Origin of the sequence: Flavobacterium sp. Root186, assembly GCF_001428525.1 — a bacterium.
Classification (GTDB): Bacteria; Bacteroidota; Bacteroidia; order Flavobacteriales; family Flavobacteriaceae; genus Flavobacterium.
The window spans coordinates 146,229-169,372 of record NZ_LMHW01000013.1 but is presented as its reverse complement, the minus strand read 5'-3'; the positions used below and the strand labels follow the sequence as shown (position 1 = coordinate 169,372).

The 23,144-nt window shown below is 34.1% G+C and carries 14 protein-coding genes; 7 read left to right on the top strand and 7 right to left on the bottom strand.

The genetic code is table 11. The features are described from left to right. The first annotated feature begins 19 nt into the window (after positions 1-19). On the top strand, positions 20-1,042 hold the full coding sequence (locus ASD98_RS13945) for an LLM class flavin-dependent oxidoreductase (RefSeq protein WP_056205707.1): 1,023 nt from the start codon (positions 20-22) through the stop codon (positions 1,040-1,042). A 56-nt stretch (positions 1,043-1,098) separates the two neighbouring features. Here ASD98_RS13945 and ASD98_RS13940 read toward each other — a convergent pair whose 3' ends face one another. The 7 genes from ASD98_RS13940 to ASD98_RS13910 form a co-directional block, all read right to left on the bottom strand. After that, on the bottom strand, positions 1,099-1,458 hold the full coding sequence (locus ASD98_RS13940; protein ID WP_056205706.1) for a hypothetical protein: 360 nt from the start codon (positions 1,456-1,458) through the stop codon (positions 1,099-1,101). Then, positions 1,451-1,942 (bottom strand): thioesterase family protein, encoded by a 492-nt coding sequence (locus ASD98_RS13935; protein ID WP_056205705.1) that lies wholly within the window; start codon positions 1,940-1,942, stop codon positions 1,451-1,453. The genes ASD98_RS13940 and ASD98_RS13935 overlap by 8 nt, the downstream gene beginning before the upstream one ends. A 53-nt stretch (positions 1,943-1,995) precedes the next feature. Beyond that, positions 1,996-2,577: a TetR family transcriptional regulator gene (locus ASD98_RS13930; protein ID WP_056205704.1), complete on the bottom strand. Its 582-nt coding sequence runs from the start codon at positions 2,575-2,577 to the stop codon at positions 1,996-1,998. Positions 2,578-2,727: 150 nt separating this feature from the next. Beyond that, positions 2,728-3,354 (bottom strand): NAD(P)-dependent oxidoreductase, encoded by a 627-nt coding sequence (locus ASD98_RS13925; RefSeq protein WP_056205703.1) that lies wholly within the window; start codon positions 3,352-3,354, stop codon positions 2,728-2,730. A 1-nt stretch (position 3,355) separates the two neighbouring features. Next, the gene (locus tag ASD98_RS13920; RefSeq protein WP_056205702.1) at positions 3,356-4,162 is read right to left on the bottom strand and encodes an inositol monophosphatase family protein; all 807 of its coding nucleotides are present in this window, start codon (positions 4,160-4,162) and stop codon (positions 3,356-3,358) included. 80 nt (positions 4,163-4,242) lie between these two features. Next, complete coding sequence (locus ASD98_RS24520) at positions 4,243-5,103, bottom strand: AraC family transcriptional regulator (RefSeq protein ID WP_128414843.1); 861 nt, start codon at positions 5,101-5,103, stop codon at positions 4,243-4,245. 289 nt (positions 5,104-5,392) lie between these two features. Beyond that, on the bottom strand, positions 5,393-6,181 hold the full coding sequence (locus ASD98_RS13910; protein ID WP_056205699.1) for a polysaccharide lyase: 789 nt from the start codon (positions 6,179-6,181) through the stop codon (positions 5,393-5,395). Positions 6,182-7,295: 1,114 nt separating this feature from the next. On the opposite strand from ASD98_RS13910, the gene ASD98_RS13905 reads away from it, so the two are divergent. The 6 genes from ASD98_RS13905 (at position 7,296) to ASD98_RS13880 (ending at position 23,136) form a co-directional block, all read left to right on the top strand. Then, a complete protein-coding gene (locus ASD98_RS13905) occupies positions 7,296-8,939 on the top strand; it encodes a glycoside hydrolase family 43 protein (protein WP_242412116.1) in 1,644 nt (547 codons plus the stop codon). Positions 8,940-8,982: 43 nt separating this feature from the next. Next, complete coding sequence (locus tag ASD98_RS23730; protein WP_082577858.1) at positions 8,983-10,671, top strand: sialate O-acetylesterase; 1,689 nt, start codon at positions 8,983-8,985, stop codon at positions 10,669-10,671. Between the two features lie 46 nt (positions 10,672-10,717). Then, entirely contained in the window at positions 10,718-13,312 is a 2,595-nt protein-coding gene (gene xyl3A / locus ASD98_RS13895; RefSeq protein ID WP_056205694.1) for a xylan 1,4-beta-xylosidase, read from the top strand. A gap of 59 nt (positions 13,313-13,371) precedes the next feature. Beyond that, positions 13,372-15,315: a glycoside hydrolase family 97 protein gene (locus ASD98_RS13890; RefSeq protein ID WP_056205692.1), complete on the top strand. Its 1,944-nt coding sequence runs from the start codon at positions 13,372-13,374 to the stop codon at positions 15,313-15,315. Positions 15,316-15,437: 122 nt separating this feature from the next. Further along, entirely contained in the window at positions 15,438-19,568 is a 4,131-nt protein-coding gene (locus ASD98_RS13885; RefSeq protein WP_056205690.1) for a hybrid sensor histidine kinase/response regulator transcription factor, read from the top strand. A 559-nt stretch (positions 19,569-20,127) separates the two neighbouring features. Then, entirely contained in the window at positions 20,128-23,136 is a 3,009-nt protein-coding gene (locus ASD98_RS13880) for a TonB-dependent receptor (protein WP_056205687.1), read from the top strand. Positions 23,137-23,144 lie beyond the last annotated feature (8 nt).

The window sequence follows — 23,144 nt, the reverse complement described above, 5'->3', positions numbered from 1 at the left end:
AATAATAACAATGCTATCTATGAAAAAAATAGGATTTTTATCGTTTGGGCATTGGGCCAATCATCCATCATATAAAGCTCGTACAGCAAGCGATACACTTCTTCAATCTATTGATTTAGCTGTTGCTGCAGAAGAAATAGGTTTAGACGGAGCTTATTTCAGAGTACATCATTTCGCTCAACAGCTTGCATCTCCTTTTCCTTTGCTTTCGGCTATTGGTGCTAAAACAAGCAAAATAGAAATTGGGACGGGCGTTATCGATATGCGATATGAAAACCCTTTGTATATGGTTGAAGATGCTGGTGCCGCAGACTTGATTTCAGAAGGACGTTTACAATTAGGAATCAGCAGGGGATCGCCGGAACAAGTTATTGACGGCTGGCGCGCTTTTGGTTATGAACCTTTAGAAGGTGAAACAGATGCTGATATGGGGCGTAAAAAAGCTCTGGAGTTTTTAGAAAGGTTAAACGGCGAGGGATTTGCCGAGCCAAATCCATATCCGATGTTTCCAAACCCGCCCGGCTTACTGCGTCTGGAACCGCATTCTGAAGGATTACGCGATCGAATCTGGTGGGGAGCTGCCTCTAATGCTACTGCTGTTTGGGCGGCCGAAAACGGAATGCACCTGCAAAGTTCAACGCTGAAATTTGACGAAAATGGAAAACCTTTCCATATCCAGCAGGCAGAACAAATCAGACTTTATAAGGAAACCTGGAAAAAAGCGGGTCATGAACGTGAACCACGAGTTTCGGTAAGCCGTTCCATTTTTGCTTTGGTCAACGATCAGGATAAAATTTACTTTGGAAATCAGGGTAAAGCAGCGGATAGTTTTGGTTATATAGAAAGTGATAAACGTGCCATCTTCGGGAAAAGTTATGCCGCCGAGCCGGAAAAACTCATTGCAGAGCTTGCTCAGGATGAAGCTATTCAGGAAGCAGATACGCTGCTGCTGACAATACCTAATACTTTGGGCGTTGAGTATAATGTGCATATATTGTCTTCTATTCTAAAATACATTGCCCCAGAACTGGGCTGGCGTTAATTTTTTTAAACAAATAGAAAAAGCTCCCTTTTAAGGGAGCTTTTTATCTATATTATCTAAAACTGCTTAGGATCATAAAAAAACTTTTCTGTTTTTATAAGTTCGCCTTCCCATCTTTGATATGCAATTTCTTCAATTTCAGAAATAGTTCCATTTTTCCATTCAAATCTAAAAAACCATTGAATAACGGCATGATCACCATCTATAAAATACGGTCGAACGCATTTGGATACCAACGACTTGACTTTTAAAAGTGTATTTTTTTCATTAGCAGCAAGATTATCTCTGCCTACTCGTGGTTCTGCCTGATTTTCTTGCATGGAAGCATCAATAGTGTAAAATTTTTCAATTGCTTTATCATGTTCGTTAGATTCGACCATTTTGATAAACTGCTCTATTGTTTCTAATTTAGGCATTTGCTTTGGCTTTTAATTTTTGAATAATTTCTAAATATCTATTCTCAAAAATAGATTGATTGATAGGCAGAACAACCGATTGAAATAGTTTCATTAAATCTTCAGAATGATTTGCGGCTCTTTTGGTTTGTATGTTATAAGGAATAAACTTTATCCATAAAATTGCCTTTAATTCTGTTTCATTTTCATTCCACATCTTCATTTCAACCAGTAAAAGATTATCTGTATATTGAATCAGCTGAGACTCAATTAATACGGTTTCCATCGTAAAAGCAGGTTTCAAATAACTTATTTGATTAGAGGCAACAACCCAGCTCAGTCCTGTTGTTTTCATATATTTAAATATATCGAGGTCGTAGTTTTCAGCAATTTGATCCTCACGGGTATTGATGAAATACTCCAGATATTTTGAGTTGTTTAAATGATTAAAAGGATCACAATCCTGAAATCTGATTTTTCTTTTGGTTTTTAATATTTTTTCCATTTTTAAATGTATTATATCAAATACCGATCGGTATCTGATGGGTTAAATTTTTTTTATTTCCTGATGCCGGCAATTATGGTATTATCTATAAAATCCATTGCGGAATTTATGTATGTTGAATCATTATGGGTAAATGCCAAAAGGGAACTTCCTTCAATTAATGATAAAATTATTTTTGCACATTTAACGGGATCAGTATTTTGTTGAATTTCATTATCAATAATACCTTCATTGATAATATTTGTTAAGCCAACAGTAAATTTTTGAGATAAATTTTGTGCTGCTTTAAACAATAACGGATTAATAAATTTTGTATCAACCCCCGCTCGCAACATAGGGCAGCCGCCTCTGTCTTTAACTAAATCATAATAGCTGCGCTGATAATCGGTTATGGTATGAAGTTTATTTATACTGCCTTGTTGAGCTGCAACTAGTTTGAATAAAGGTGTTATTGCTAAATTTATATTTAATTGAAATGATTGTAATGCTAAATCTTCTTTGTTGGCAAAATTGCAGTAAATAGCACCTTTTGTAAGGCCGGTAGCATTTGTTATATCAGTTAAGCTCGTTCCAACATATCCTTGTTTGTTAAAAATTGGAGCTACTTTATTTAGTATAATTTCAGAAGTGTTCATAATTTAAGGTTGAATTGATAAAATTCTAAAACAAATATAAAACAAATACCGATCGGTATTTGATAAATAACAAAAAAAAATCCCATTTCGTCAAGATGGGATTTTAGCTTTGATCTTTAGCCATTTTAATTCAAAAAAGTGTTCTTTAAATTAATTCGTCAATGCTGCATATTGATACAGCATTTTTGGATTTTCGACTTCATTAATTAAGAAATGAGCAACATTGGCTCTTGAAATTTTTCCAACTTTCATTCCTTTTCGAAGTTCCGGTAATACTTTATAAGATGAGGTTTTATCTCCGTTGGTAAGCATTCCGGGCCTTATAATTTCCCATTTAAGAGCACTTTTCGTGATTAATTCTTCCATTATCGTTTTATCGATATATTGGTCTTTCAGAAATAATGAAATCACCGTTTGCATAAAAAAGCTCAAATACTTTTTACTTTCTCCGGCTCCAAAACCTGTAATAACAAAAACCGGAGCTGAAAAATTTAATTCATCAGCAACATTTATAAGTGTCTTGGCAATATCAGAAAATAGAGTAGTTGCTTTTTTATTTTTTGTTCCAACCGTTATAAGCACGGCATCACAATCTTTTATGGCCTGTTTTAAATCTATTGGCGATGTTGCGCTGCCTTTTATTTTAATTAGTTTAGGATGATTTGGAATCTGATCTGTATTTGTAGATAACGCTGTTACCGTATGCCCATTTTTAAGTGCTTGTATTACGGACTGTAATCCAATTCCGGCGCCAGCGCCTATAATTGCTATATTCATTTTATTTTGTTGATTTAATTTTTAGATATTTTGCAGCAATACTTTTTGGTGCGGTTAATAAACTTTCGCTTCCCCATTTCCATGGAGATCCGGCTGTTGTGAGGATTTCTGCACCAGCTTCTTTAGCAATAAGTAAACCGGCAATCCAATTATAAGTATCAATATCTTCCTGAATAAACAAATCGATTCTTCCTGCACCCACATAAGCCAATTGCAAACCGTGCGGCCCATAATTTCTAATGATTCCAAAATTATCGAGCAGTTTTGTTACGGTAGAACCAATTTTCTCATTTAAATTATTATTAGATTTATCCTGATGCCCGTATTCAAAAACAGCCAGCATAACTGCCAAATCTGTTTTACGGCTAAGTTTCAACGGTTTGTTATTCATAAAAGCACCTTCGCCGTCTTTTGCCCAAAACATTTCATTGGCTAAAGGATCATAAATGACAGAAAAGAAAGGTTTTCCATCACGGATAAGTGCCAGATTTATAGTCCATCCTGCAATGTGTTGAAGATATTGGATAGCACCATCCATTGCATCACAAAGCCAGTATTCCTGCAGTTCTGCCGGATTTCTTTGTGAATCAGTGTCAAATTCGTCGCCAATATGCCAGGGAATATTTGGAAATTCCAGAGATAAATCTTCTTTTAAAGAAGTGAGACACAACGTATCAATAGCTTCTAATTGTTTTAAAAGCTCGTCCATATTTTGTGGAATCGCATTTTGTTTATAGTCTTTTAAAAAGACGTCGCCCACTTTTCGTACTGCATCGAGTATGATGGGAATATTGATTTTGTTTTGCATATCAATTGTAGTATTAATTACAATGCAAAGCTAGTTGGAGTATGATTTTTAATGTAGTTTGAATGAAGGGAAGGATAGTCCTAATCACGGAATTTTTTCCGAAATTCAAGAGGAGTGAGGTTTGTTATTTTTTTGAAAAGTTTTCCAAAATAAACAGGTTCATCATAACCCACTTCATAAGCAATTTCCTTGACGCTTTTATCCGTAAAATAGAGTAATCTTTTGGCCTCCATAATAGAGGCTTCCTGAATGTGAACAGATACCGGACTTCCGGTTAGTAATTTTACAGTGTCATTTAAATGAGCCACAGAAATAGAAAGTGCCGAGGCGTATTGAGCAGGCTGCTTCCAGGTTTTGAAATGCTCTTTTGTTAGTTTTATAAAAGTTTCCTTAATTATAATACTGCGATTTTCTTTTTCTTTATCAACAGATAAATTAGGATCAAGTTCTCCGGCAATTAGGCTCAAAAGAGCATTTAGTAAAGAATGAATACTTTTTTGAGTATAGTTATTTGTGCTTTCTAACTGGACTTTCTCTATTAAACCCATTAGTATAACAAGCTGTTGACAAAAATTTGATTCTCTCTGAAGTAAAAAAGGGTTATCTATTTTATTTTCTAAAAGCTGTACTATTTCTTTACTAACCAGCGACGGATCAAAACTGATCATCCATCCTTTTGGATCTTTTACTTCTATAATATGATGTACTTCTTCAGGAAATATACAAAGTAAGGCTGGAGCAGAAAATTCAACATTTTCAAAATCAATATTTAATTTGAATGCTCCGTTAAGAGCCAGCATTAATTGACAGTGATTATCCCGGTGCGGTTTTGAGATATCGTGGTCTTCAACTTTTGGATCCTCCATATTAACAATGATAATTCCGGCCTTTGCAAGAGGCGAAAGTTCAAATTGTTTAATCGTATGATTTTGTTTTTTCAAGATCGGAAAAGGATGGTTTTTAAAGTAAAAGAGCTTTGTTACCTGCAAAAATAGAGATTAAAATCTCAAATGTTTATTGCCATATTAATACTTTTCAATATATAATTAAATTTTTGGCTTGTAATTAACAGGTTTGTTGAATTGGTTATAAATATAAATGCTAAACCTTTCGATTTAGCATTTATTAAAAATGACCATTGACTAAAATAACAAACGATAGAAATACTCATTTAACTCTAAGCTGTTAATAACACTATTATTATTTATTCCGTCAATTGGTTAAAGTATACTATAGAGCATCCCAGGAAGCACTTGGATAATAAATAGAACTTGTTACCGGAGCTTTCCAATATTCCTGGCTGCCGCCACGGAAGGTGTGAAGACTTACTGCATTTACATTTCGTTTAGCATCGTTAGTTACCCAGCGAATTGTTTGATTTAATATCTCTGTACCATTTACATAATATTTTACATATCCGTTAGTATTTGATCCAGTATTTAACTTAACAGATATTTGACAGTTATATGTCACACCTTCTTGTATGTAGTATTTTTTTCCAAAATCGTTACCAAATTGTCCAGGCTGATCTCTATAATAAACGTAAGGTTGCAGATAAGCTCCGCTTCCTTTGGCAGAGTTTGATCCATTTGGACAATACCACATAAATCTGGCACTACCGCCATTTCCATCCCATCCTGGATCACCGCCAGTATTCTGATCACCAATCAGGATACCATATCCGCATTTTCCACCTCTGCTCCAATAAAATCCGGAATTAAATCTCATTTGAAACCAAACCGTATAAACGCCTGTTGACCAAACGCCATACGATGTACACAGGCCGCCAGGACACGAAAGTGTATTAGTCTGCAATGTGATTGTTCTTGCTCCGGCACTTCCTAACGCAGAAACAATAGGTTCTGCCGCTGCACTATTTGCGGATACTTCCTTGTTAGAACTTTGCTGCACGTCTTTATTAACGCTTTGCGGCTCATTTAAATCTTGTTCCTTGTCGCAGGAATTAAACACTAATACTGTAATAAATAGGAAACTTGTTAATTTTAGGAATTTTTTCATTTTTAAATAATTAAAGGTTAGTAATAATTAATTAATTGTTAGTAAAAAATAGATAGTGGTTATCATTTGATATAGAACGGAAAACTTTTAAAATTCCCGAAATCAGTATCAATGGATACGTAAATAAAAAATAGGTTTTATCTGCGTATAGGTCATGCAATTGTCTTAGACTTGCTGTTGTTTATTACAAATCACATCAATGTTCATGCAATTAGTAATCGACACTGCAAAGTTGCTTAATAACAATTTACATGGGGAGTAAAAAAGTACGTTTTTAGGTACAAAAAAATCTAACCTATGTATTTTGTGTATTTTTTATAGGTTTTAAAAATAGTATTGGTAAAAAAAAGGTAAAAAAATGTACAACATTCAAATAATTAAGACTTTAATATATCGCATTTAGTTTAGCGAGGTTTGAATGGATTTTTATTCATAAGATTAATATGGCTTAAGATTCAAAATAGTTTTATAAAGATAAATACAACCGATTGTTTTTTTTGCTTTTTTTGTCTCCATATTAATGATAATTCGTTCTATCTTATTTATGATAAATAGTATTTATTGAGTTTTTTCCTTAAATAAAACTTTGCTTTAAGGTAAGTTTGTTTCATTTTTCGGATATTTTATGTTCCTATAATGTTTTGATCTTTTATTAAAATTTATAAAAGATCATTTTGTATTTGATAACCATCTTTCTCTTTGTAAAGCATTATTTAAATAAAATTCATTATTTTTAGAATAAAATTTAATTAATGCTTTTTTTATAGCTAATTATTTTATAATTGTTAATAAAAACTAAACACAACCGATTGTGTTTTGGTTATTTTTTATTATTTTTGTTTAAAATACACTTATTGACTAAGTTTTTTGTTGTAGGCAGCTAAACAACTGATTAAAATTCAACTTTTTATTAACCATATAACAGATTTAAATATAATATGAGTGTTAATCTTACAGTTACCTTATACTGGCTTTAGGTTTGTTAGTTGAAGCCGAGGGGCATTCTCTCGGCTTTTTAATGTTTGTAATAAATAGTATAACAATGATTAAAAGAAATATCTTTTTTACCACAGTAATCCTTTTGTTTTTTTTTCATGGGTCAGCTCAAAAAAAAATGCAAACTAAAAAAACTGCTGTCTTTTCGAATGTAGTTTATAATGGTGATGATCACATTTATAATAGCAACCCATTAAAATCGGATGAATTTTATACGCCAATTTTACAGGGGTGTTATCCTGATCCTGCCATTACAAAAAAAGGCGATGATTATTATATGGTATGTTCTTCATTTGCGATGTTTCCGGGAGTACCAATTTTTCATTCCAAAGACTTAGTAAATTGGACAGATTTAGGAGGTGTTTTGAATAACGTATCAGAATTTAATCCGCATGATACCGGAATCAGTGAGGGAGTTTATGCACCCGGGATTACTTACAATCCCCATAATGACACCTTTTATATGATTGTGACAGCATTTTCTGGTGGATTAGGAAATATTATTGTTAAAACAAATGATCCTATGAAAGGATGGGGAAGTCCTATTAAATTAGCTTTTGGCGGTATTGATCCTTCCATATTTTTTGATGATAATGGCAAAAGTTATATTGTTCATAATGATGCACCAGATAAAGGAAAAGAATTGTACGAAGGACATCGTGTAATTAAAATTTGGGAATATGATCTCAATATAGACAAAGTGATTCCCGGTTCAGATAAAATTATTGTAGACGGAGGTGTAAATCTTTCTAAAAAACCGATCTGGATTGAAGCACCGCATCTATATAAAAAAGATGGAAAATATTATTTAATGTGCGCTGAAGGTGGAACAGGAGACAATCACAGCGAAGTTATTTTTAGCAGTGATAATCCTAAAGGGCCTTTTAAGCCATCATCAAATAATCCAATTCTTACCCAGCGTTATTTTCCAAAAGACAGAACCAATAAGGTAGACTGGGCCGGTCATGCTGATTTAATTTTGGGACCGGATAATAAATACTACGGCGTTTTCTTAGGTATTCGTCCTAATAATCAGGACAGGGTAAACACAGGAAGAGAAACTTTTATACTGCCTGTAGACTGGTCAGGTGATTTTCCTGTTTTTGAAAATGGATTAATTCCCCTGCAGCCAAAATTAAAAATGCCGGCCGGAGTTACAAATAAAACAGGAAAAGAGGGCTTTTTTCCTAACGGTAATTTCGTTTTTACCGAAAATTTTGCCTCTAAAAATTTAGATTACAGATGGATAGGATTGCGAGGTCCTAGGGAAAATTTTATTTCATTAAGTAAAAAAGGCTTAGAAATAACTCCATTTGAAGTAAGTATTAAAGAAGTTAAACCAACTTCTACACTTTTTTACAGACAGCAGCACAACACATTTTTATTTACTGCCACAGTTGATTACAAACCGCAGTCAGAAAGGGATTTGGCTGGTATTGTCTGCCTTCAGAATGAACGTTTTAATTATGTATTTGGTATCACAAAAAAAGGAGATGACACTTTTATTTTATTGGAAAGAACAGAAAAAGGCCAATCAAAAATTATAGCAAGTTCTAAAATCAAAATAATAAATTCACTACGTCTGCAGGTAAAAGCTACAGGAGACAACTATGAATTTAGTTATGCTGTCAATGGTATTGATTTTGAAAACTTAGGCGGAGTAGTTTCCGGAGATATCCTTTCAACCAATATCGCTGGAGGTTTTACAGGGGCACTAGTAGGTTTGTATGCTACCGCTGCCAATGATGCCCATCCAGAATAATTGTTCATTTTTAAATTTTCAAACAAAAACAAATTTGTAAATAATGAAATCAATAATTAGGTTTTTAAAATTCGTAATTCTTTTTTTAATAGTACAAAAAGGATATTCACAAGATTCAGATTTTCATGTTTATTTGAGTTTAGGACAATCCAATATGGAAGGATATGCCAAAATTGAACCTCAGGATAAAATAGATATTCATCCACGTTTTCAGGTTTTAGCCGCAGTTAACTGTCCGGAAATGGGACGTGAAATGGGAAAATGGTACACAGCAGTCCCGCCTTTGTGCAGATGTACCACCGGACTTACTCCGATAGATTATTTTGGAAGAACAATGGTATCAAATCTTCCGGAAAAAATAAAGGTTGGTGTTATAAATGTTGCTGTAGGAGGGTGTAAAATAGAACTTTTTAATAAAAATAATTTTGAAACGTATGTTGCAGGTTCTCCGGACTGGTTAAAAAACATAGTAAAAGAATATGACGGAAATCCTTACGCAAGATTAGTTGCAATGGCAAAAATTGCTCAAAAAAAAGGAGTTATAAAAGGTATTTTACTTCATCAGGGAGAATCCAATACAGGAGATACGCTTTGGCCTCAAAAAGTAAAAATAGTATATGATAATTTAATAAAAGACCTGAATCTGGATCCTAAAAAAGTACCCTTGCTTTCTGGAGAAACCGTAAATGAAGATCAGAACGGTAAATGTGGCAGTATGAATAAGATAATTGCAAAACTGCCCCAGGTTATACCAAACTCCTATATTATTTCCTCAAAAGGATGTAAGGCCGAAGCTGATTTTCTGCACTTTAATGCTGATGGTTACAGAGAATTAGGCAGACGTTACGCTGAAAAAATGTTATCATTATCAGGTTATGCATTATCTAATAGGAAAGAGCCTTTTATAGTTCACGCCCCTCTTGGATTTGATGCTGTTGACCTAAATGTAAAAGAAGGAAAAATCGAAACAGTAACTTACGAATCTAAAACAGTAGGATCAGTTAGAAAAACCACTGTTTATACGCCGCCGGGATTCAACAAAAAAAGAAAATATCCTGTCTTATACCTTTTACACGGAATAGGGGGCGATGAAAAAGAATGGTTAAATGGAGGAAATCCTCAGATTATATTAGATAATCTTTACGCCGAAGGAAAAATTGAACCCATGATTGTTGTGATGCCAAATGGCAGAGCAATGAAAGATGATAGTGCTTCCGGAAATATAATGGCCCCGGATAAGGTAAAAGCTTTTAGTGTTTTTGAACAGGATCTTCTAAATGATTTAATTCCATTTATTGAAAAAAAATATCCGGTTCTAAAAGACAGAGAACACCGTGCAATTGCCGGTTTATCTATGGGAGGCGGACAGTCTTTGAATTTCGGACTAGGAAATTTAGATAAGTTTGCCTGGGTGGGAGCTTTTTCGGCAGCACCAAATACTAAGATGCCTGAAGAATTACTTCCTAATCCCGAAGAAGCAAAAAAGAAACTCAAACTGCTTTGGATTTCATGCGGTGATAAAGACTGGCTTCTAGAAAACAGCACACGTACACACGATTATTTATCAAAAAATAATGTACTTCATATTTACTATATAGAACCGGGAGTACATGATTTTAAAGTATGGAAAAATGGTTTATATATGTTTTCTCAGTTTTTATTTAAGACGGTCGATCAGTCAAAATTTGCAACTTATACCATTTTAGGTAATCCGGCCCAGACCAATCCATAATGCTCTTCGAAAGCAATTAGAAAGCTCAAATCTTTAATCAAAATAAATGAAAAATAATTATCTATATCTCTTAAGTTTAGTATGCTTTTTCAATTTAAATGCACAACAATATCCTTATAAAGATGTATCGCTTAGTTCTAAAAAGCGTGCAGAAGATTTAATTTCCCGATTAACTCTGGAAGAAAAAGCAGCATTCATGTGTGATCAGAGTGACGCTATACCAAGATTGGGAATCAAAAAGTTTAATTGGTGGAGTGAGGCTCTGCACGGTTATGCCAATAATGATAATGTTACTGTTTTTCCTGAACCCATAGGCATGGCAGCTTCGTTTGACGATCAATTGGTTTTTCGTGTATTTGATGCGGTTTCAGATGAAGGCCGGGCAAAATACAATCAGTGGATTCAAAACGGAAATGAAAATAAACGTTTTTTGAGTCTTTCAGTCTGGACGCCAAATGTGAACATTTTTAGAGACCCGCGCTGGGGACGAGGACAGGAAACCTATGGAGAAGATCCTTATCTTACTTCAAGAATGGGAGTTTCGGTTGTTAAAGGACTTCAGGGACCTGCAGATGCGAAATACCGAAAACTATTAGCCTGCGCTAAACATTTTGCAGTTCATTCTGGTCCTGAATGGAGCAGACATGAATTGAATCTAAACAATGTAAATCCTCGGGAGTTGTACGAAACCTATCTTCCAGCATTTAAAGCATTGGTGCAGGAAGCCGATGTTCGACAAGTGATGTGTGCGTATCAGCGTTTAGATGATGAACCTTGCTGCAGTAATACCCGATTATTACAGCGCATTCTTCGCGACGATTGGGGATTTCAATATCTGGTAGTTTCAGATTGCGGCGCTGTCACTGATTTTTATACCACACATAAAGTTTCATCAGATGATGTACATGCTGCATCAAAAGCTGTTCTGGCAGGAACTGATGTTGAATGTGTCTGGGATAAATATCCCTTTAAAAAATTACCCGAAGCCGTTGAGAAAGATTTAATAAAAGAAGAAGAAATCAATAAAAGTCTGCTTCGTGTTTTAATCGGTCGTTTTGATTTGGGCGAAATGGATGATGACTCAATTGTACCTTGGGCTCAAATTCCGGCAACTGTGCTTAATAGTAAAGAACATCAACAGTTAGCGCTTGAGATGGCTCAAAACTCAATGACGCTTTTACAAAATAAAAACAATATTCTTCCTTTAAATAAAACCATCAATAAAGTGGCAGTTATAGGCCCAAATGCAGATAATGAACCTATGTTATGGGGAAATTACAACGGAACACCGAATAAAACCATTACCATTAAAAAAGGAATTGAAACAAAACTTGCTATAAATAAAGTCATATACGATAAATCTTGTGATTTAGTCGAAGATAAAGTAACCCAGACATATTTTGACCAATTCTCATTTGAAGGAAAAAAAGGAATGAAAGCTACTTATTGGAACAATCCCAATAGAGAAGGGAACAGTATTGTTTCGCAGCAAATTTTAAATCCCGTAAAAATGACCACAGCAGGTCAGCATGAATTTGCTTCGGGAGTTAAACTAGAAGAATTTTCAGCAAAATATGAAACTGAATTTTCAGCGAAAGAAAACGATACTCTTGTTTTTAAAACCGGAGCTACAGGAGTTTTTGAATTATTTGTTGATGGAAAATCGATAGCGAAGTATACGAACTGGCGTACGGTTCCAGGAAAAATTCCGCTTGCAGTTGAAGCGGGCAGAAAATATAAAATCGAAATTCTTTTTGCCCAATCCAATAATTGGCAGGCTAATTTAGAATTTGATTTTGGAAAAGAGTTTGATATCGATTTCAAAGCCTTGATTCAAAAATTAAAAGGTATTGATACTGTAATTTTTGCAGGCGGACTTTCAACTTTACTGGAAGGAGAAGAAATGCCTGTTTCTTATCCCGGTTTTAAAGGCGGTGACCGAACCAATATTGAGCTTCCTGCCGTGCAGAGAAAATGCTTAAGAGAACTTAAAGCAGCTGGCAAAAGAGTAATTTTTGTAAACTGTTCAGGATCTGCCATTGCTCTAACGCCTGAGACAGAAAGCTGCGACGTTATATTACAAGCTTGGTACCCGGGAGAATCTGGAGGACAGGCAGTGGCAGATGTTCTTTTTGGGGATTATAACCCAGCGGGAAAACTGCCAATTTCATTTTATAAAAACTCAGATAAATTAGGCGACTTTGAAGATTATTCTCTTAAAGGTCGTACTTATCGCTATACCACAGATGTTTTGTTTCCGTTTGGATTTGGCCTAAGCTATTCTAAGTTTGATATTGACGCAGGAAACCTAAGTAAGAACAAGATAAAATCTAATGAAGATACACAGTTAAAATTTTCAATAAAAAACAGCAGTAAACGCGACGGAACAGAGATTGTTCAAGTCTATGTTAGAAAATTAAATGATGCAGAAGGACCGCTAAAAACATTAAAAGCTTTCAAACGGATTGAGCTAAAATCAGGTGAAAAACAAAATGTAACGATCAATTTACCGGCTTCCTCATTTGAGTTTTATGATGCTAAAACCAGGCAAATGAATATCACTTCTGGAGAATATGAGGTGTATTACGGTAACAGTTCGGATGCTAAAGATTTAAAAATGATTAAAATGAATGTTCAATAAATTAAAAACTACCTATTAAATTTCTTTCCCAATAAAAAGTAATTAATCTACAGCAAATTATGAGTTTTAAATATCTTTTATACTTATGTCTATTTAGTTTTTTAAACTTAAATGCACAATCAGTTGTAAAAAGTCCTGACGGAAAACTTAAAGTTTCTCTATCTGTTTCTAACGGTCAGCCTTTTTATAGTATTTCTTATAATGATAGACAGTTTTTAGAAAAGTCACCGCTTGGTTTAAAAACCAATGTTGGGGATTTTACCACAGGATTAGTTTTAAAAACAGATGCAATTCAAAATAAAATTGACGAAAGCTATCAGCTTCCCAATATTAAAAACAGCAATGTTCATTATGAAGCTAATGAAGCTGTTTTTTCTTTCACTAAAGAAAATAAAAGAGCGATCGACATTATATTTAGAGTTAGCAACAACAATGCGGCTTTTAAATATAAAATATATCCGCAAAATGAAAGCCGTTCTTGCATGGTACAGGAAGAAGCTTCAGGTTTTCTTCTGCCGGAAGGCACCACTACATTTCTTTGTCCGCAAAGTAAGCCAATGACCGGTTTTGCCAGAACTGCTCCAAGTTATGAGACATCTTATACATTAGATGATTCTATAGGCAAAAATGGAATTGGAGAAGGTTATACATTCCCATGTCTTTTTAAAATACAGAATAATGGATGGGTTTTAATATCCGAAACAGGAGTAGACAGTGGTTATTGTGCCAGTAGATTAATAGGACATAATAAAGGATTATATAGTATTGGTTTTCCAATGACGGGAGAAAATAATGGAAACGGAACAACTGCTCCCGGTATATCGCTTATTGGAGAAACGCCCTGGAGAACTATTACAATGGGAGAAACATTGTCTCCTATAGTAGAGACTACAATTCCTTTTGATTTAGTGAAACCAAAATATGAAGCATCAAAAGAATATAAATATACCAAAGGTTCATGGAGCTGGATCATGAAAATGGATGACAACACTACTTTTCCGGTACAAAAACAGTATATCGATTTCAGCGCTGCAATGGGATATCAGACTATTTTAGTTGATGCCCTTTGGGATACTCAGATCGGAAAAGATAAAATAGATGAATTGTCCCGATATGGCGCCGAAAAAGGGGTTGGCTTGTATTTATGGTACAATTCAAACGGATATTGGAACGATGCACCACAAGGACCAAGAGGAATGATGGACAACAGTATCATCCGCCGTAAGGAAATGGCTTGGTTGAAAAGCATCAATGTAAAAGGCATTAAAGTAGATTTTTTTGGAGGAGACAAACAAGTCACCATGAAGTTATATGAAGATATTTTAAAAGATGCCAATGATTTTGGTTTGATGGTTATTTTTCACGGCTGTACATTACCAAGAGGCTGGGAACGCATGTATCCCAATTTTGCCTCAAGCGAAGCGGTCTTAGCGAGCGAAAACCTGCATTTTGGACAAGAAAGCTGTAACAATGAAGCGATTAATGCTGCTACACATACATTTATTAGAAATACTGCAGGCAGCATGGATTTTGGCGGCAGTGCATTAAATAAATTTTATAATAGCGAAAATACTTCCAGCAAAGGTTCAAAACGAATGACTTCGGATGTATTTGCCTTTGCGACGGCTGTGCTTTTTCAAAGTGGTGTACAGCATTTTGCACTGGCACCAAACAACTTGACGGATGCTCCGGTCTGGGCTGTAAATTTTATGAAAGAGGTTCCCACAACCTGGGATGAAGTTCGTTTTTTAGAAGGATACCCGGGCAAATATGTAATCCTCGCCCGCCGAAAAGGAGCGAAGTGGTATATAGCAGGAGTAAACGCTCAAAAAGAAACGTTGAGTTTAAAATTGAAACTCCCAATGATTGTTTCCAATGCATCATTAACCTATTATTTTGATGATGAAAAATTAAATGGAAAAGTAAAAACAATCAAACATAAAAGTAATCAGGAAGTTGAAATTAAAATTCCTTCTAATGGAGGGATAGTGCTGGTGAATTAAATAAAAGTTATAATCCGAATCGCAAATTGTGATCTAATTTATATTTAAAAAAAGAAACAACTCCAATATTGTATTTTATTAAATAATAAACATTGAATTTTAATTTAACAATCATTTTATAAATGTCCTCAAAAAAATGTTTTAGAGCCATTGCTATTTTGTTTTTTATAATAAACAGCTTGTTTTCTCAAAATACATTTGAAAACTATCAATTTCGGCTGGTAGATAATGAAACTTCAAAAAGCGGTATTTACACCATTGCACAGGATCAATTTGGCGTTATGTGGATGGGAACAAATGGTGCAGGTTTATATAAATATGATGGAATAAATTATATGGGTTACGAGCAGGACTCAAAACGCAGTAATTCTATTAACAGCAATTTAATTTATACAGTTTATGTAGATAAGCAGAACCTTTTGTGGGTAGGCACCGATGAAGGATTGTGTCTTTATAATCGCAATCTGGATACTTTTGAAAATATCGATCTTCGGAAACCAAGCCAAAAAGAAACTGTAATTTCTGTAAGAAGTATCATTGAAGATGATAAAGGCAATATCTTTTTAGGAACGTTTAATAATGGTCTGCTAAAACTAAATGTCAAGTCAAGGAAAATTACCAGCCTTAAATTAGACACTCCAAATGCAGTAAATTATTTGATTCACTGTTTAGTAAAGGATAAAAAGGGAACTATTTATTTAGGAACTAATTCTGGTTTAAAAGTAGTCGACCCCATAAAAAATGAGGTGAAAAAGGTAAGAATTGCTAAGAATAATGAATTATTATCAGGCACCATTATATCTATGTTTTTTGACAGCCAACAAAACTTATGGATTGGTAACGGATACAAAGGTCTGGTTAAAGCTGATTTGTATTCTAAAGAAAAACAGGCTGTTACTTATCCTATTACCAGAAAAAGAATCATGTCGATTTTGGCTGCAGATGCCAAAACCATACTTTGTGCAACAGAAAATGACGGATTAATCATTGTAAATGACCAAGGTGTTGTTCAAAAAAAATATGAAAACAGCAAATTCAATAATCGCAGTTTAGGTTCTAATTCTGTCTGGTCGTTATATGTAGACAAAGAAAAAAGAATCTGGCTGGGATATTATAATAAAGGTTTAGGTGTTTTTGACCGAATAAACAATAAGGTAAAAGGAATTGAAAGTTTAGCCGGAAATCCACAGTCACTGCAAACCAATTGTGTTACCGGGATTGCCAAAGATGATGAAGGCCAGTTGTGGATTTCTATGGAAGGCGGGGGTGTAGATGTTTACAATCCGGAAACCCAAAACTTTAAACATATTACCAAATCAGATACTCATTTTTATTCAGGATTAACAAATAACAACATCACTAAAGTCTTTATTGATAAAAAACAAAATGTCTGGCTGGCGAGCTGGAATGAGGGAATCTTTTTTTTGAAGAAAGGAAGTAGAAACTTTATTAATTACAATACAAAAAATACTCCTGATTTAGCCTCAGACAATATTATGAGTATTACCGAAGATTCAAGAGGTGTAATATGGATTGGAACTTTTGCAAAAGGACTGCACTATTATACTCCTTCAGACGGCCGTTTTCATCATTGCAATACGAAACCATTTTACGCCAATGGAATGGTAAATTTAGACATCAGAAAAGTAATGGCCGATTCAGATGATGCTGTTTGGGTAGGTTCAACAACGGGTTTGTATAAAGTCAGCACAAAGGATTTTGTTTCTTTCTCCGTGACTTCCCTGCGCGATAAAATGTCAGAAAAGCTCAAAAATCATAAAAGTATACACACTATTAATACGTTATACCAGGCCAAAAATAAAGAAATCTGGATTGGTACTGACGGCGCGGGATTATTTAGCTACAATAAAAAAACAGCTGACTTAAAATGGTATATAAATTTTAATGGGCTGCATGAAAAATCAATTTCCTCAATTATAGAATCTAATGACGGGCGAATCTGGTTAAGCGGAAAAAAGGGAATCAGCAGATTGGATTTAAAAAACAAAACGACGGTCAATTACTCTACCTACGATGGTTTGTTTGGGAATGATTTCAACAACAATTCTGTTTTAAAAGATGAAAACGGAATGCTGTATTTTGGAGGCTACGAAGGCTTAAACTATTTTAATCCTGCAAATTTGGTAAAAAGCAAAAAACAGCTTCCAATTTATTTTACGGATCTGAAACTTTTTAATAAATCAGTAGGGCCGCTTGAAAAAAACTCACCATTAATAAAAGTAATATCAGAAACAAAAAAGATAATACTTAAACACGATCAGTCTGTATTTACAATTGATTTTATTGGTATAAATTATTCTTTTCCCGCCAGAAATGAATTTGCATATTACTTAGAAGGTTTTGAAGATTCTTGGAATTATGTGGGCAGTAAAAGTTCAGCAACTTATACCAACTTAGCTCCGGGCAAGTACGTTTTTAAGGTTAAAGCATCTGAAAAAAATGGGGTCTGGAGCCAGAAGCCATTAGAATTAAAAATTGAAATTTTACCGCCCTGGTGGAAAACATCATTTGCTTATCTTTTCTATTCGCTGTTAGTGCTGGCAGCAATTTATTTTGGCAATCAATATTATCAAAATAGGTTCAAACAGAAACAATTAATACAATTTGAACAGAAAAAAGCAGCTCAGATCGAAAAATTAAATGATAAAAAATTACAGTTCTTTACCAATATTTCGCACGAGTTTAGAACACCGCTTACTTTAATTTTAAATCCTTTAGGCGATATACTCAAGAATAATGCACAGGAACTTTCAGGCGGTGTTTTGAATAAACTGCAGACGATTCAAAAAAGTTCTGACAGACTTTCAAGATTAATCAACGAGTTGATGGATTTTAATCAGCTTCAGTTTAATAAAATGCCGCTAAAAGTGCAGCAATTAGAGATAGTTGGTTTTACAAAAGAAATTGTAAGCTATTTTGATGAAGAAGCCCAAAGCCGTGGAATTCAGCTGCAATTTCAATCAGATAAAAAAACATTAAACGATTGGGCAGATCCTAAAATGTTCGAGAAAATTATTTTTAATGTGATTTCAAATGCTTTTAAGGTTACTCCCGATAATGGAAAAATAACAATAAGAGTAATAGTCAATGAGGAATTAGTTTATTTTCCATTACTAAAACCGGCCTACAGTAATCCTTCATTTTCGGTTATTATTGAAGACAACGGCGCAGGATTGGATAAAAAAGATATTAAGCGAATTTTTGACCGTTTTTATCAGGTAAATAATTTAAACAAAGCGTATTATGGAAGCACAGGAATAGGTTTGGAGGTGGTTCGCGGATTTGTAGAATTACACAAAGGAAATATCGAAGTAGAAAGTGTATTAGGAGCTGGTACCACTTTTATTTTAATATTTCCGATGGGGAAAGAATTTTTCAATGAAAATGATATACTGCATGAAGAATTTAAAAGGAAAAAGAATATAAGTTTTACACCAACGATCGAAAAAGAAACTGTTCAATCCTTTGATGATCAGGAACAAAAAGATCGTGTTTATACCATTTTGATTGTTGAAGATAATGTAGAACTGCGGAATTATTTAAAAAACGAACTTAAAAAAGAGTATAAAGTAATCACGGCAGAAAATGGTCAGATTGGTTTAGAAGCAGCTTTGCAGAAACAGCCTGATTTGATTTTGACCGATGTAATTATGCCTGTTATGAATGGTTTAGAATTATGTAAAAACATTAAAGCAGATTTAAAAACGAGTCATATTCCGTTAATGATGCTGTCGGCAAAAGCATTAGTCAAAGATAAATTAGAAGGAATAGATTCCGGTGCCGATATGTATTTAAGCAAACCATTTGATATGGATATTTTAAGATCCAGTTTAGTGCAGCTGCTTAAAAGCAGGCAGATTATGTTTAATAAATTCTATAACGGCATTACTCCAAAGGCAAAAGAAAAAACTACGACATTAGATAATGAATTCATAAAAAATGTCCTGAATTATATTAATGAAAACATTAATGAATATGAGTTGAGTGTCGAAGTTCTGGCATCGAAAGTATTTTTAAGCAGAAGCCAGTTGTATCGAAAAATTAAAACATTAACTGGTGTTTCGGTAAATGAATTTATACGAAATGTTCGTTTAGAAAAAGCCAAAGAATTAATAGAGCTGGACAATGACAATATAACCGAAATCAGTATTAAAGTGGGTTTTAGTTCTCCTTCTTATTTTACAAAATGTTATAAAGAAAAATACGGACATCTGCCTACACAAAGTAAATAGTTTGTTCATTTTAACTTGAACTTAAAGACGGTTTTATACCGTCTTTTTTTGTTCTAATAATTAGGCAGATTATAGATTTATTATTTGTAATGCAATGTCTTGTTATTAAAAATCATAGTAATTCGTACTAAACGTCTTTTCAAGGAATTATTAAATAATTATGATTAGACCCTTTTTTTATTTCATGCTTAAAAAAAGAATATCATTATTATTAAAATCCTATTTCTGTTTTTTTAAATAAATCACCTGAAAACTGTCAATTAGCTGGTTTTTGTAGTTATCATGCTACAAAATTGATAGTTTTTGCATCATTTTTAATAGACAAAATTTAGGTTAAGCTTATATTTTTGGATGGTAAGAAAATTAAATAACCCAGAAAACAAGTATTAACCATTTTAAAAATTAAACTATGAAATGAAAACCAAATTATTTATTGAATCCTTTTTTTAATTAAAATTTAAGAGATATAAAAACCACTTTTAAATTTTAGAATAAGCATTACAATAATTAAAACTTTACAACCAAATAACTATTTAAACTAATCAAAAAACCAATTGAAATGATGTTAAAATTAAAATTTGCAATAATAACATTGCTGATAATCAGCAGTCATAATATGATGGCACAGTCAAAGACCATACAGGGGGTAGTTACAGATCCCTCCGGGTTTCCTCTGCCGGGTGCCGGTGTTAATGTAGAAGGCTCACAAAACAGCGCCGCTACAGATTTTGACGGAAAGTATACTTTAAAAGGCGTAAACCCTACAGACAAAATTACATTTTCGTTTGTTGGTTTAATTCCACAAACAATCACTGTAGGAACAAGAAATACTATTGATGTTACTTTAGCCTTATCTACACAAAACTTAAATGAAGTTATAGTAGGTTACGGAACTCAAAAGAGAACTAAAGTAACCGGAGCAATTTCAACAGTAGGTTCAAAAGATATTGCCGCCGTGCCAATTACAAATGCAGAGTCAGCTTTACAAGGTAGGGCAGCGGGTGTTACTGTTGTAAATGGTGCTCCGGGTTCTAATCCTACCGTTACCATTCGTGGTTTGGCTACCATGGGAAATAGCGCTCCCTTATATGTAATTGATGGAGTTTTGACCAGTAACTTATCTGGACTGAGTCCTAATGATATTGAATCGATGTCTGTTCTAAAAGATGCGTCAACAACAGCTTTATACGGTTCAAAAGCTTTTAACGGAGTAATTATGGTTACTACGAAAAAAGGTAAAAAAGGACCGGGACAGTTAAATTTTAGTACTTACGCCGGTTTTCAGACTATTACAAAAAGATATGATGTTTTAAATACGCAGCAATATCTTCAGTATGCTAAAGATTTAGGAAGTGATTTAACGGCAAGAGCTGCTGAATTTGGTAATACAAATACCAACTGGCAGGATCAAATTTTTCAGAGTGGTGTAATGCAGGATTATAATTTAAGTTTCTCAAATGGTACAGAAACTTCTACATCCCGTTATTCTGCAGAATATTTGAAACAGGAAGGAGCCGTTATCAATACTGGTTTTGAACGCTATTCGTTTAGAGCTAATAATACACAAGATATTGGCAGACTTAAAGTAGGAAGCAATATTGGAATCTCTTTCAGTAAAATCAATCCGGAGCGTAACTCAGGAGGAAGAACATTATTGGAACATGCTATTAAAATGGCACCTTATTTACCTGTTTACAATGGTGCAAATTTAGGCGGGTATCAAGGCCCAAGCGCTATTGACGGCAATGATGCCGAAAATCCTGTTCGTGTAGCAAATTTAGGATATCAAAAAATTAATAATTTATCTATAATAGGAAATATCTACGCTGAATTAGAAATTTACAAAGGCCTGAAATTCAAATCACAAGTTTCATTAGATTACTTTACGAGTAAGGATCATACCTTTATTCCTAGTTTTAGTGACGGTTCCTATCACAAACAAGCGTTTTCAACAACTAATGAAACCAATACCCAAGGTCAAAATATTGTTTTTGATAATAGTTTAACTTATAAAACGACTATTGCAGCGAAACATAATATTGAGGTATTAGGGGTTATAACTAAAATTGACGGAAAAGGGCAAAATTTAGCAGCAGGCAGCCGTTACTATATTTCAAACGAAATTGATCAGCTGAGATATAATGAAGGAAGTTTGAGTTCTGGAAATTTTGAAGAGAAAAATATTGGATATATCGCCCGTATCAATTACGATTACGATGATAAATATATACTGGCTGTTTCAGGGCGTAGAGATGCTTCTTCCCGCTTTGGAGCTAATAACCGCTGGGGTAATTTCTATTCATTTGCTTTGGGCTGGAATATTGCCAAAGAAAGTTTTATGGCAGATTCTGTTTTTAGTACATTAAAACTTAGAGCAAGTACAGGTACAACCGGAAATGACAGAATAGAAAATTATCAATATGCAGCGACATTGCTTGCTGATTATAATTATCCAATTAACGGAGGAAATGCTCCAGGTGTTTCTCTTGGAGTTGCTTCTAATCCTGACTTGAAATGGGAGTCTAAAAAGGATAGAAACATAGGTTTGGATTTTGGTTTGTTTGACGAAAAATTCACTGGATCTTTTGAATATTTTAATAATAAAAGCAGTGATATTCTTTTTGCAGTTCCGTTAGCGGCCTCTGTAGGGTCTGCCGGCGGCGGAACTCAAATTCAGAATATTGCCGATGTAAAGGTATCCGGATATGAAATATCATTAGGGTACAATGACAGAAAAGGAGATTTTACATGGTCTGCCGTAGCTAATTTAGGGACAAGTAAAAATGAAGTAACAAGTTTAGCGCCGGGAGTAACCAGTGTATTAGGCGGTCCAACAGCAAGAGCTGGTTTGGAGAATTTCTCAAGACTGGAAGTAGGTCAGCCGCTATTTTATTTTTATGGTTACGAAACTAATGGAATTTATCAAAATCAGGCAGAAGTAGACGCCGTTTTTGGACCAGGACAGACTATTATTAAACCAGGTGATATTAGAATTGTTGACCGTGATGGTAATAAAATAATCAATTCTAATGATAAAACTAATATTGGAAATCCATATCCGGATTTTACTTATGGTTTAAACCTTACGGCAGCCTATAAAAATTTTGATTTCAACTGTTTCATAACAGGAGTTCAGGGCAACGATATTTACAATGCCAATAAATTTGATTTAACAGGGATGAATCGTTTGTTTAATGCCAGTACAGAAGTTTTAGACAGAGCAATTGTGGTAAATGGTGTTGTAACCAATCCATCGGCTACTTTACCTCGAGCGCAGGGAGCAGATATCAACTGGTCTTCAGCCAATCAGCGTTATATTGAAGATGGTTCTTATACAAGATTGAAAAATATCACTTTAGGATATACATTATCAGGGGAGACATTTGACAGCCATTTTTCAAATATAAGATTCTACATAAGCGGCCAAAACCTTATTACGATTACAAATTATTCTGGGTTAGATCCTGAAATTGCACGTGCAGATACTAATGCAAATTCTGCTGGTATCGACTTAGGAAGGTATCCACAGCCTAAATCAGTAATTTTTGGACTTGATGTTAAATTTTAATATATAAG

Excerpts from the sequence above, each read along its gene's own strand:
- ASD98_RS13930 (WP_056205704.1), bottom strand. The coding sequence starts at position 2,577 with ATGAACACTTCTGAAATTATACTAAATAAAGTAGCTCCAATTTTTAAC.
- ASD98_RS13935 (WP_056205705.1), bottom strand. The coding sequence starts at position 1,942 with ATGGAAAAAATATTAAAAACCAAAAGAAAAATCAGATTTCAGGATTGT.
- ASD98_RS13880 (WP_056205687.1), top strand. The coding sequence starts at position 20,128 with ATGATGTTAAAATTAAAATTTGCAATAATAACATTGCTGATAATCAGC.
- ASD98_RS13905 (WP_242412116.1), top strand. The coding sequence starts at position 7,296 with ATGCAAACTAAAAAAACTGCTGTCTTTTCGAATGTAGTTTATAATGGT.
- ASD98_RS13945 (WP_056205707.1), top strand. The coding sequence starts at position 20 with ATGAAAAAAATAGGATTTTTATCGTTTGGGCATTGGGCCAATCATCCA.
- ASD98_RS13920 (WP_056205702.1), bottom strand. The coding sequence starts at position 4,162 with ATGCAAAACAAAATCAATATTCCCATCATACTCGATGCAGTACGAAAA.
- ASD98_RS13890 (WP_056205692.1), top strand. The coding sequence starts at position 13,372 with ATGAGTTTTAAATATCTTTTATACTTATGTCTATTTAGTTTTTTAAAC.
- ASD98_RS13940 (WP_056205706.1), bottom strand. The coding sequence starts at position 1,458 with ATGCCTAAATTAGAAACAATAGAGCAGTTTATCAAAATGGTCGAATCT.
- ASD98_RS23730 (WP_082577858.1), top strand. The coding sequence starts at position 8,983 with ATGAAATCAATAATTAGGTTTTTAAAATTCGTAATTCTTTTTTTAATA.
- xyl3A (WP_056205694.1), top strand. The coding sequence starts at position 10,718 with ATGAAAAATAATTATCTATATCTCTTAAGTTTAGTATGCTTTTTCAAT.
- ASD98_RS13910 (WP_056205699.1), bottom strand. The coding sequence starts at position 6,181 with ATGAAAAAATTCCTAAAATTAACAAGTTTCCTATTTATTACAGTATTA.
- ASD98_RS13925 (WP_056205703.1), bottom strand. The coding sequence starts at position 3,354 with ATGAATATAGCAATTATAGGCGCTGGCGCCGGAATTGGATTACAGTCC.
- ASD98_RS13885 (WP_056205690.1), top strand. The coding sequence starts at position 15,438 with ATGTCCTCAAAAAAATGTTTTAGAGCCATTGCTATTTTGTTTTTTATA.